This window comes from Liquorilactobacillus capillatus DSM 19910 (genome assembly GCF_001434915.1).
GTDB classification, from domain to species: Bacteria; Bacillota; Bacilli; order Lactobacillales; family Lactobacillaceae; genus Liquorilactobacillus; species Liquorilactobacillus capillatus.
Genome location: NZ_AZEF01000002.1, coordinates 12,432 through 25,139, shown reverse-complemented (window position 1 = coordinate 25,139; position 12,708 = coordinate 12,432). Strand labels below are relative to the sequence as shown.

9 protein-coding genes are annotated in these 12,708 nt (G+C 36.1%); 4 read left to right on the top strand and 5 right to left on the bottom strand.

What is annotated here, in order from left to right; all coding sequences use genetic code 11:
* Positions 1-299: 299 nt before the first annotated feature.
* Complete coding sequence (locus FC81_RS00120; RefSeq protein WP_057741686.1) at positions 300-1,148, top strand: DUF72 domain-containing protein; 849 nt, start codon at positions 300-302, stop codon at positions 1,146-1,148.
* A gap of 394 nt (positions 1,149-1,542) precedes the next feature.
* On the opposite strand, the gene FC81_RS00115 is transcribed toward FC81_RS00120, so the two are convergent.
* Both FC81_RS00115 and FC81_RS00110 read right to left on the bottom strand, forming a co-directional pair.
* Positions 1,543-2,322, bottom strand: coding sequence for a DUF1003 domain-containing protein (locus FC81_RS00115; RefSeq protein ID WP_057741684.1), 780 nt, complete (start codon positions 2,320-2,322; stop codon positions 1,543-1,545).
* 586 nt (positions 2,323-2,908) lie between these two features.
* Entirely contained in the window at positions 2,909-4,837 is a 1,929-nt protein-coding gene (locus FC81_RS00110) for a PTS sugar transporter subunit IIABC (protein WP_057741682.1), read from the bottom strand.
* A gap of 210 nt (positions 4,838-5,047) precedes the next feature.
* On the opposite strand from FC81_RS00110, the gene treR reads away from it, so the two are divergent.
* Together treR and treC are read left to right on the top strand one after the other, a co-directional pair.
* Entirely contained in the window at positions 5,048-5,782 is a 735-nt protein-coding gene (treR, locus tag FC81_RS00105) for a trehalose operon repressor (RefSeq protein ID WP_057741680.1), read from the top strand.
* 41 nt (positions 5,783-5,823) lie between these two features.
* A complete protein-coding gene (treC, locus tag FC81_RS00100; protein ID WP_057741677.1) occupies positions 5,824-7,494 on the top strand; it encodes an alpha,alpha-phosphotrehalase in 1,671 nt (556 codons plus the stop codon).
* Between the two features lie 129 nt (positions 7,495-7,623).
* Here the strand turns inward: treC and FC81_RS00095 are convergent, their stop codons facing one another.
* Positions 7,624-8,826 carry a glycosyltransferase 87 family protein gene (locus FC81_RS00095; protein WP_057741674.1) on the bottom strand — a complete coding sequence of 401 codons (1,203 nt, stop codon included), beginning with the start codon at positions 8,824-8,826 and terminating at the stop codon, positions 7,624-7,626.
* 284 nt (positions 8,827-9,110) lie between these two features.
* Between FC81_RS00095 and FC81_RS00090 the strand changes: the two genes are divergently transcribed.
* Positions 9,111-9,923 (top strand): CHAD domain-containing protein, encoded by an 813-nt coding sequence (locus tag FC81_RS00090; protein WP_057741671.1) that lies wholly within the window; start codon positions 9,111-9,113, stop codon positions 9,921-9,923.
* Positions 9,924-10,242: 319 nt separating this feature from the next.
* Here the strand turns inward: FC81_RS00090 and FC81_RS00085 are convergent, their stop codons facing one another.
* Both FC81_RS00085 and FC81_RS00080 read right to left on the bottom strand, forming a co-directional pair.
* Complete coding sequence (locus tag FC81_RS00085; RefSeq protein WP_057741873.1) at positions 10,243-11,367, bottom strand: family 8 glycosyl hydrolase; 1,125 nt, start codon at positions 11,365-11,367, stop codon at positions 10,243-10,245.
* 11 nt (positions 11,368-11,378) lie between these two features.
* Positions 11,379-12,689 (bottom strand): glycosyltransferase family 2 protein, encoded by a 1,311-nt coding sequence (locus tag FC81_RS00080; protein ID WP_057741668.1) that lies wholly within the window; start codon positions 12,687-12,689, stop codon positions 11,379-11,381.
* Positions 12,690-12,708 lie beyond the last annotated feature (19 nt).

Sequence of the window (12,708 nt, the reverse complement as noted above, 5' to 3'; positions counted from 1 at the left end):
ACTTATTAAACATGAAATAGATTTAAGCAATTCACTTATTGTGAATAACTTCACTTATTATATTAGAACTATTTGGTAACGATTTCAAGCTTTTTTAACAACTTTTTTAATTTTATACAGAATAAAGGTTTTAAACAACTAAACATCCAGTCCTATCAAGGTCTCTCATTTTAGTCTTACCTTAACTAACTCACTTAGCCGCTGATAATATATAGCTAGCCACTATGCAAAAATCTTAGTAATATGTTTAAATTAAAGATAACTTATCTTTTTATAGATATGAAAGGACGATAATACTTATGATTACAATTGGTTTGACTACTTGGAGTGAACACCACGCACTACTGCACGGTCAAGAACGTCCAGTCAGATTAGATGAATACGCGGCTTATTTTCCAACCGTTGAGGTCGACACTTTCTTCTATGGCATTCCACAATCAACAACCATTCAAAAATGGCAAGCTCACGTGCCAGCTGGTTTTCAATTTATTATCAAGGCACATCAAGCCTTAACCCTTCATCCTGGCCAAGAGCTCGATACAATTCAACTGCAAGAACGATTTAAACAATTTGAATCAGCTGCCCAACTATTACTTGCCGCTCAACAGTTAAAAACCGTCCTCTGCCAATTTCCACCATCATTTAATGCCACAAAACAAAATATTAACTATTTAAAATACTTTCGAAAACAGCTTCTCGCTCTACCTTTGACCCTAGAGTTTCGTAACAAAAGCTGGTATGTTCCTCATATTCTTTCTTCACTAGTTCGTTTTTGCCAAGAAGAAAAATACACTCTTGCTGCTGTTGACGAACCTACACAAAGTATTGGTTCAATCCCTTTTTATCCTGTCATGACGACACCTGATTTGCTATTACTGCGTCTCCATGGCCGTAACCAGCAAGGTTGGCTTAAAGCTGGGAAAGATTGGCGTAAAAAGAGAACTCTTTATCGTTATAACCATGACGAGCTCTACGACTTCAAGCAAACGATTATAACCATGCAGAAGCAGGTCAAGGAAGTCTGTATTATCTTCAATAACAATTCTGGCGGTGATGCAGCTGATAACGCTCTAGAACTTAAGCGGCTGCTAGGGGTTAGCTTTGAAAGTTTAGGTCCCCTTCCGCCAGAACAATTAGATTTATTTTAATGACCCTTGAGCAAGAACATTCCTATACCGCAGATTTAAATATTAAATTGAATTTATTAGTAATAAGCTTAATATATCTATAATTTGAAATGCTATATAGAATTTAGCTTTTTAGACCCCGCTGACATCCCTAACTAAATTAAGTAATAGTTCAAAAAATAGCGTAATAAGGAAAAACGTTTTTCCCTATTACGCTATTTTTATAAAAGACTTACTTACCAAGAGAATGTAACATTATCTTAGTTTATAGAACATATTTATACAGAAGCAGTAAGTAAACCTAATTAAAATTGATTTTTGAGCTAAACTCACTACCGTTAAAGTTCTTGTTAGATTAAATACTGCTTAATTAATTGCATCTTTACCTAAAACGTAATCGTTATTAGGTTTTCTCTCACTCATCATTATGCGTTTCTTGTTCTTTTATTTTTTCTTGTTTCTCAAAATATTGTTGTAACCTTCTTAATTCACTAACCTGTGACTCAATTGAACCTAGCATTTCTGTTTGGATCTTTTGAATTTGTAATAAATTAGGCTGATCTTGCTGAATCATATGATCGATCTTAGAATGCAATACACGAATTTCTTCTTCTGATTTCAAATTAACATGATAATCATTGCGTGACTCTAAGCGGTCATACTCCGAAGAACGATTCTGACTCATCATAATCAATGGTGCTTGAATCGCTGCTACCATACTTAAGAAAAGATTTAATAAAATAAACGGATATGGGTCAAAATTAAAACCTAACCAATGAAAGGTATTAATCATAATCCATAAAATCATAACTGTAATGAAAGAAATAATAAACGGCCAGCTACCCCCGAAGTGCGCAACAGCATCCGCAATTCTTTGACCAAATGTCAGTGAGTGTTCCAACTGCTCACGAACATCAACCATTTGATAAGCATCTTTCTCCATCACTCGTGTGAGTTTTCGATTAAGCTTATTATTTTGGCGATAGTCCTTTGCAATCATCTGATCCATCTTTAATAACCGATAACGTACCAGATGCCCACTACAAATAAAGTCTTCATTTGTCGCCTTAGGAAAGTCCCGGCGAATCAACGCCTTTAAGGGTCCATCCAAGTCTCCTAAGAATACACCATCCACTAGATCATACTGTTTATGATCTGCTACACAATTAAATGTACGATCATTTGTTTTCTTCATTAGAGATATAAACACCTCATTTGAATACTAAAAGAATGTCCAATGGGTAAAATGGGCTAAATGCCCATCAGTACCCTGACTAGACGCGGGACCATCGTCACTTGTTGAAGAAGCCACATGATTATCAGACATTTAACCCACCACCTTTCTAGGAGCTTGTTTTTTTCACTACATTCGCACTATATACTGTTAAAACGCTAATGTCAATTAGAGTAATTTAAAGAAACTTTTCTTCAGAATTTCTTAAGATATCTTTCTACTGCTTGTAAGCTATTACATTGTTATTAATGTCTAGTTCTTTTATACTGGTGATAGTTAATTGCTTAATGACAACCATGGAATGAAGGGAAGTTTATGAAAAATAAATTAGGGTTCTGGGCTAAATTATCTCTGCTCATCACAATACTTCAGTTCGTTTTCATTTTTCTCAAAAAACTCAAGCATTATCGTAAAAAACAAGTTCAAAGGCAAACACAAAAACAACGTTAGTTTTTAATTTCTCCTATTTTCTTTAATCTAAAAAGTGTTTCATAACTACAGTCAAACTGTATGTTATAAAACACTTTTTTTATGGTCTTAAGTAAAATCAATTAGTTCCTGGCCGCTGCTTTTTTGCAACTTTCTTTCCTTCTGTCATCTTATCGTTATAGCCCCAGACCCAAGTCAATGTGAAGGCAACAACTAACGCGAAGAAACTCGAGATAAGGAAAGCATAGAAACTGTTTAGATCCGTTGGGCTCTTTGTATTGAAGAATGATGAAAACCCAATTAGTGACCCTGTAAAGCCAAACATCGAGCCATGCATCAAACCTGTAATAAAGCCTCCAACAGCTGAACCAATCAATCCTGAAATAAAGACTTTTTTATAACGTAAGTTGATCCCATAAATTGCAGGTTCAGTTACCCCGCAGAACGCTGAGATTGCTGCCGCTATCCCAAGTTCTTTCATGTTAACTTTCTTAGATTTGATCGCCACTGCTAAAACTGCCGCACCTTGCGAAACCATTGTCACGGATATAATCGCATTCAATGCACTTTCACCGTTACCAGCAATTTGTTGTGCCACCAATGGAACAACACCCCAATGTAGGCCAAAAATGACCAGCACTTGGTAAAAACCACCAATAATCAAACCACCAGTCCAACCTGAGACATGTACAAGCCAATTAATAAAATCAGCAATACCGTTAGCTGCACCTTGAATAATTGGTCCAGTGACAATTAGTGTAATGGCTGAAACGATTAAGACAGTAATTAGCGGTGTAAAAATCATTTGCAGGTAACTTGGCAAGTGGTCTTTCAACCACGTTCCCAGTTTTTTAGCCATCCAAGCCGCTAAGATCATTGGGAAGATTGAATAAGTATAGTTTAAAAACTGAAATTGAAAGCCACCAATCTCAAACATTTGTTTGAATGACTGTCCCCAGGTAACGATCTGCGGATATGCTAGAACACCACCGATCGTTGCTGCAATGATTGGGTCACCGCCCAACCGCTTAGCAGCTGCAAAACCAACTAGAATTGGCAAAAAGTAAAAGGCGGAGTCTGCCATCGCACTTATTGTCGTATACACAGTCCCTTTAGCATCTAATAAAGAACCAAGTTGCGGTAATGTCAATAATGCCAAAATCCCCTTAATAATACCAGATGCCGCAATTACACCGATCACCGGGCTCATTGAACCAGTAATAAGACCGATCAAGTTACCAAAGGCTCGGCTAATTGGATTCTTACCGTTATTTTCAGTTGTCGGTTGACTTGAATCACTCTCAAAGTCAGAACCGAGTTGCTCCATGATCGCATCATAAACCTGTGTAACTTCATTACCAATAACAACTTGATATTGCCCACCAGCATGCATCACATCAATTACACCATCTGTCTCTTTTAATACATCATCTTGAGCGCTAGCCTCATCCTTAAGGGTAAAGCGTAAACGTGTAATGCAATGGACTAGACTATTGATATTTTCCTGACCACCAACATTGGCTATAATAGTGGTTGCTAATTCAGCATAGTTCTTTTTCTTAGAACGTTTTTTAGCATTCTTAGCATACGCTGTTGCGACTACTTCCCCTGCCTCAGTGCTTCCTTCGACAAGGTCTAAGCCTTCAAGTTTCTCTTGAGAATTAGTTATAACTACCATAATTGTTTTAGCTAAGCCATTATCTGCCACAACTTTGAGATCCATTGTCGCCAGTGGATCGCCCTTCTTTACTTCCTGCCCTTCGGCCACAGATACTGAGAAACCTTTTCCCTTTAAACCTACCGTATCTATCCCCATATGTACAAGAACTTCTAATCCATCAGTAGTTGTAATTCCCAGTGCATGCTTTGTTTCTGCCACCATTGAGATTATGCCGCTAACAGGTGCAATTATATCGCCATTTTTTGGTTCTACTCCAAAACCTTCCCCCATGGTACCTCCAGAGAACACTGGATCGGTTGTTTTATTAAGCGCAACAATTTCACCTGCAGTCGGTGCAATCAGTTGTAACTTTTTATTTTGGACCATTTACTTATCCTCCCTTTGTCTAAAACGTTTTCTTTTATATCCATAAAAATCATACAACTTGTATAGTCAAGCTGTCAAACTTTAAATATCGACTCTCTACCGCCCATATATTAAAGCTGTTTATTTTATTTTTCAGTTATCTTGCTTGTCTATACAAAATATGCTTAAATTAAACTTGTTAAAACTAGTAAAGGAGTACTTAAGTCTTTTATGGAACGGTATAATAAAAACAAACAGGATAGCATCGCGCAGGATATTGCGCTCAAAATACAGCATGGCCTATACCAAGCAGGAACTTTTCTGCCTAGTGAACACCAATTATGTGATCTTTACGGAAGCTCCCGGGAGACCGTTCGTCGTGCATTAAGTCAGCTAACCGAACTGGGACTAATTCAAAAAATACGGGGGAAAGGATCTCTTGTGTTAGATTTGCAACGTTTTTCTTTTCCGATATCTGGTATTACAAGTTTCCAAGAGCTGAATAAAACATTGGAAATGCATGCTACTACTGAGGTTCTACAAAAGAAAACAGCTATAATTCCTGCTCACCTTGCCGCAGGACGCGTGGACGAAGGACGGACAGCTTTGCACATTGAGCGTTTGCGTAAAATTGACCGGTTTCCAATTGTAGTAGATGAAGATTATCTACTTAATCCACCGATTAAAGATGTTCCGGATAATGCTGCTGCAAATTCACTATATGCTTATTTTGAAAAAGAACTTGGCCTTGATATCTCATATGCAACTAAGGAAATAACTGTCGAGACCGTTTCACCTCGAATTGCTGCTTTACTTAATCTTGATAACAGTAAGTTAGCAGTCGTTGTTCGTAGTATGACTTATTTAGCTAATACAACCCCGTTTCAACTAACAGCTTCGTATCATCGCCCTGATCGTTTTAAGTTTATTGATTTTGCACGACGTAGAAAAATTTCTTTCAAATAGGTTATACTAAAAATTTTAACTTAGTTAAGGAGGTCCTTTTAATGACAAATTTAGGAAATAAAGTTATTTATCAAATTTATCCGAAATCATTTTATGATAGTAACGGTGATGGAATTGGAGATTTACGTGGAATAATTAATAAAATTGACTATCTTGCAAGGCTAAATATCAACATGATCTGGTTTAATCCATTTTTCGTTTCACCCCAAAATGATAACGGCTATGACATTGCTGATTATTACCAAATTGATCCTAAGTTTGGAACAATGGACGACTTCAAAGAATTAGTTGCTGCCTTAAAAAAGATTCATGTTGGTGTAATGCTTGATATGGTACTCAATCATTGTTCAACTGAACATGAATGGTTTCAAAAAGCTCTAGCAGGAGATAAAAAATATCAAAAATACTTTTATTTACGTCCGGCTAAAAAAGATGGTTCCTTACCAACTAACTGGCAATCTAAATTCGGTGGTTCAGCTTGGGCTAAATTCGGTCAAAGTGATCTTTACTATCTCCACTTATATGACAAAACTCAGGCTGACCTTGACTGGCACAATCCGGCGGTTCGTAAGGAAGCCGCTTCAGTCGTTAACTTCTGGCGTAACAAAGGTGTTCAAGGTTTTCGCTTTGATGTTATCAATGTTACAGGAAAAAATGAAAAGCTTGTTGACTCTGAGAACCCTCTCCAAGAAAAGACACTTTATACCGATACGCCGATCGTTCATCAGTATTTAAAGGAACTTAATCATTCTAGCTTTGGACAAGATCCTGCGACAATTACAGTTGGTGAGATGTCCTCGACTAGTATCAAGAACTGCCTTGAATATTCCAATCCCACTGAAAATGAATTATCAATGGTCTTCACCTTCCATCATCTTAAGGTCGATTATAAAGATGGGCAAAAATGGTCACGCACCCCTTTTAACTTTAAGAAGTTAAAATCACTGTTATTTGAATGGCAAACTAAGATGGACCACGGCGGCGGTTGGAACGCACTCTTTTGGAATAATCATGATCAGCCATGGGCACTCAACCGTTTTGGAGATCCCACCAAATATCGAGAAAAATCAGCCGAGCTGTTAGCAACCGCTATTCACTTAATGCGTGGGACGCCCTATATTTATATGGGTGAAGAAATTGGGATGGTCGATCCTAAATATCGTTCTCTCGATGAATATGTTGATATCGAGAGTCTAAATGCTTATCATGAACTGATGCAAAAAGGGATGTCTTCGCAGGAAGCCTTTGACTTGGTCCGCACTAAATCACGCGATAATGCCCGGGTGCCCATGCATTGGGACAATACATCCAATGCTGGCTTTTCAACTGGCACTCCTTGGTTACGCCCCACAGATCAAGAAACCATTAATGTGAGGGACGAATTAGCCCACGGTGAAATCTTCAAATACTATCAACAGCTGATCAAACTTCGAAAAACTGAGAAGCTGATCTCAAATGGTCATTTTAAAGGTCTCCTTAAGGATGACTCTCAAGTATTGGCATACGAACGTTATTTGCAAAAAGATGATCACTGTGAACAAATGATCGTCATTAATAATTTCTACGGCGAGCCAAAGAAGATCACCATTCCGCACCAATATCAGAACAGACCAGTTAAGCTACTACTCTCTAACTATGTCAATTCATTAACCAATATTGGCACTGAACTAACATTGCGCCCTTATGAAGCTTTAGCTGTTAAGTTTATCTAATCAGAGATCAGATTCCCAGTTTAAAGAAAAATGCATATTTAAATCGATATAAATAAAAAGATAGTATCAGATCAAATACATTTTTTGATCCAATACTATCTTTTTTAGACTATCAAATATTCGAATTTATCAATGACTTCGTCTATACTTTTTTTCAGCCCCAACTTTACTCTCAACAGTAATTCTCATCATTTTCATCAAAGAATACGTATAAACTGCATATGCAGTTAAATAACCGATGCCTATCTCCACTTGACCTGCCTCTGTTCCGAATAAAAGGGCACTATATTCAAGCATGCTAATCCCAATGGAGATACATGCAAATAAACTGAATCTTTTATCTTTGAATGCTAATATGACCAAAAAAATATCCAACATATAAGCATAACGGTCATGCATGCTTGGTAAAAACATTACGCTGGTCCAGATGGTCCAAACTAGGATTTCTAAAAAGAATTTATCACTATGCAGAAGGTTCTTCTTACCCAAGAACCACACCAAGCCTGCCCCAAGAATAAAAATAGTTAACAATGATGCAAAATCTTTTAAAATATCATACTGTTTCCCACCAACGATCGACCAAAGATTCATAAAGTTCATCTGCAAGTTATGATAAGTATCTGTTTGTGAAGTATAAATTTCAAAAGGAGCCATAAAATTACGACCAAAAATAAAACTCGGTACACACATTAAGTACATCACCGCTGGGACGAGCAAGAAATGGAAAACACTGTAATTCTTCTTTACTAAATAGATGTAAATAAAGAAAGGAACAATAAAAATCGTCTGTAACTTAAATGAAAAGGCTAATCCTAGGAAAATAAAACTAACGATCGGTTTGTCTCTATGTAAAAAGAGTACTGCCAGCACCGTGAACGCAACAAAAATTGAATCGCACTGCCCCCAGTATGCTGAATTCCATATCACTGTTGGTAACATCAATACCGTTGCATAAACAAACGTAAATAATTTTAATGACCTTTTCTGCTTCAATTCCATTGCGCATAACCCACTTGCGATGGCTAAAACAAAATCAAAGAAGACGGAAACAATTTTATACATATATAACGGCTTGAATGGTAAATATGTCATCAATGCGATTATAGTCTGATAAGGAATATTATAATCACCTACTTGTTCTCCTAAAGATGCAAGACCGCCATGGTGATCGATCACATCAAACCATGGTAACAAGAAGACTCTAGCATCTGTAGAAACCAAATCCGCTCCGCCTATCCTAATCCAAATTGCTAATACAGTTACAACTGCACCCAATAAAATAATTCTCTTATCAATTATAAAATCAATTATCTTTTCTTCTATTCTAGTCATATCTACTCCTATAAAAATTTAATTTGTTAACACTAGCCGATCTTTCATTGATAACTGCCACTTAAGTTATCAACAGTGAAAAACTATCTAATAAATCTTTCTTCAAACTATAATTCTCTATATGTCATATTGTATTAACTATTTTTTTACATTAGTTTAGACCAACTTCACGCAAATTATTTGCCTTAGTGTTACTTTTTTTATACACTTTCTAAAAAGGTATTCATTTAATTCAAACTTCAGCATTCATTTGCTCGTTAACTTAGGAAAAGGGGTCGTTTACAATGACAACTATCCAATTAATTTTACAACAGCAATATGCTTCAATTCAAACTGAACTGATTCGTTTTAAAAATAATCCCTACGATCCAGAACGTATCCATGATCTAAGAGTTACACTTCGAACACTTCGTGGTTTATTTAAATTTCTAAAACGCAAGCTGCCGGAAACAACCTACACTACTATCGATCATAATCTTAGCCAAGCTGCCAAACTTTTCAGTTCTTTACGCGACCTTGATGTCTTGATTATAAACACTGGTGAGTTTGCTGCTAAACACTTTAAAGAGAGCACTCATTATTATCAGCTTTTTCAAATCTTGCATACTAAACGTGAAAAGGAAATGCATGCGATCTTAGCTCCACCAAAACAGCAAAAACTAGCTACTGCTCTCACACGAGTCAAGAAACAATTTAACACTTTAAATTTCACCAAACATTCAGCTTGGTCTCATTATATTTCACAAGAATTACACCGCCGCAAGAAGAAACTCTTCAAACACTATCAACGACTGAATTTTAAAGATTACCCTCATGTTCACCGACTGCGCAAACAGGCTAAAACTTTACGTTATGCAGCAACTTACTTTACAGATCTACTTCCTAAGAACAGCCTAAAGATTGCCAAACATGCTAAAGAGATCCAAAGTACTTGCGGAATTATCACTGATGCACATGTTAATTATACTTCGTTATGTCACTTTGCAAAACGCGCCGATAATAAAGCTGTTCAAAAACTTATCTTAACAATCGCTCACACTCAGCAGAAGATATTTAATACCCCACTGAAAAATGGACAGGACGTAAAAACGCCTTAAGATCCCACACTAACACCGCTACTGTCACTATATTATTTTGAATTTGCTTATTTAAGCGCTTTATCTATATACAAGCAGTAGAGTAATCTCCAACTTATTATTTACAAAAAGAATGGAAAAAATACATTTAATATATTTTCCTAATCACACAGGCTTCTTTATGTTTAATTTTTTAGTATCTAAAGTATACAGCTTTCTGGATCATTGAACAAGGTACAAGTTATCGTGCTCAACTAATAATTTGTTTGCAGATATTAAATAAAACCGTAACCTGCCTTCTACTTACAGCATAGTTCCAGTTTTAATCTTTAAGAGACTATCAATGATTCTTTAAACCATTGATTGCCGTCAGCACTACCAATGTTGATTGATAATAATTATTGACATCAAGTTTTTGTATAAAAATAAATTTTTCTTGTTGGATCAGCTTAGAGTATTTCTGATTATGCAGAGCAGCAAATAAAATGGGTGCTGCAAAACTTGCAGATTGATAGTCATTTAGTTTCTTTCCATTAAGCTGATAGCCACCTGTAATAGTTTCTTCTGTCATAAAGAAGTTCATCATTTTACCTAAGATGCGCTGACTTAAACTAGCTTGGCTTTGTGCTAAATTATACGGGATGCGACAAGCATTATAATAATAACAACCATCATATCTTGAAGAAATAGCCTTAGGTTTTACTGGAATCACTTTTTCTTTCTTAATCCAAGCAAAATCTGGCAGTAATCCTGTTTTGTTCTGCTGACTTAAACTTTGCAGTTTTTGTAGCATTGAATCTTTCAGCAATAACCACGTTTTATTCTGTGTAAGGCGATAAAACTCATTAAATTGTGCTGGTAAAACATCTGATGTCCGAAGCAGATTACTATATTCACTGGTATCTGTCGCCCAATTTCCAACAGTTAGACTCCTTGTTTCGCTATTATAATTATATTTTAATAGGTCCGTAAGTATCTTCTTGGCTTGCTGATTATAATCTTTTGCTTGGTTAGGCCATTTTTTCCCGGCTTCAATCAATGCATATGCAATGTACAAATCGCCATCTGTTGCATTATTCTTGAACTTCTTAATCATTCCTTTTTTTGAGATAGTCTGTTTCCATGACATTAATGCTGTACCTGCATCCCTGTTTTTTAAATAATACCTATCAAGTTTATCAAAGTCCTTTTGTGTTGCGTACCCACATTGAGCTGCTTTCACCGTTAGCAAGAGTCCGTATCCTTGCCCCTCAGATAGAACTGTTCTTTCTTGCCCGCTCCTCTTAGTTTGAATATAAGCTGTGTTCTTATCTTGTTTATCTATAACCAAGAACGCTGTTCGCCACTGCTGATAAAGACTCTTTTCAGCATTGGTTGAATCACTAAGCCGTACACAGACTAAAACTCCAATAAAGAGTAATAAAATAAAAATGAATAAAATATAATTCAAAATATTTTTTTTCAAAACTTTTCCTTTCAATCATTAAACCGTTTTGTTTTGACCCATACATTACCGTCACGGCGTAAAAACTTATCTATAATTACTGAATAAACTGCAGAAATAGAGACAATAATAAAAAGCTGTGAGTAACTGAAGTAGGAAGCTAAACCTAGCCATATTTGTCCCGATGTTGCTTGACCAAACTGCGTAACTAAAGCCATACTGATTTGCAGTAAATATAACAATATCATCAGCGACCAGTTAAAAAATAAAAGTTGGGTAATATAAATATTACTTGCCGAGAACATGAAGGGTAGTGTGAGCTTCGGAATAAATATTCCTAATAAAAGTGTTCCTAAATTGGCAGAAAAAATAATATCCGATAAGATTATTGCACAATTAAACCACAGAAACGTAGCTACATAATAGAATGTCTCAAATTTAACTCGCCAATTACTTCTATCAAAAAGATGTTTAAAATTAGCAATAACAACTTCATAATTTCCTTTAGCCCAGCGCTTACGTTGCATGTAATACGTTTTTAAACTTTCTGGTTCTTGCTGAAAAGCTTCTGAGTTGTAAGCCAGAGCAATTAACTTACCGCTTTGCATTATTTTAAAAGAAATATCAGTATCCTCAGTTAGTGCCCCATTCCGCCAGCCACCAATTTTTTTCACAAAATCTGTCTTAATGATAAAATTCGTTCCAGGTATCCTTCCAATTTTAAATAAATGCCATAAACCAATATGCTGGATGCGCTGCGTGACAACTATTTCCTGATTGATACAGCGCGTCAAAAAATTCTGTGTTGCATTACGTGTTTTGTTTCTTCCAAAAGCGGCCACATAGTGTTCTGGATCCTTTAAGGTCTTTGCAATTAAAAAATAAAGTGCATTTTTTTCCGGCATTGCGTCAGCATCATAGACAGCAATATATTCACCTTGGGCCATTGCTAAAGCATCATTTAGTACTCCTGCTTTCCCACCTGAACCCTTTCTTCTTATTACCTTAATATTCCTCTCTTGATACTGCGTGAATTGCCTAATGGTCTGCATTACGCCGTAAGTGTTATCGTCACAATTATCTGCAAAAAGTAATAATTCAATTTTTGACTGTGGATAATTCATATTCAAAATTGCTGTAACGGTTTGCGCAATAACGACTTCCTCGTTATGAGCTGGCACAACGATCGTGACTTTAGGATATCGCGATAACTTTTTAATCACTGTCTTAGTCCGACTATTTTTCAACCAAAAATGGGTAGCTCCTGTTAAGATGAGGATAGACATTGCCAAAGAGAACCAGATCGAAATTAAAGTTACAATCATTAGAATTTGACTAATCATCTTTTTCTACCGCCTTAAA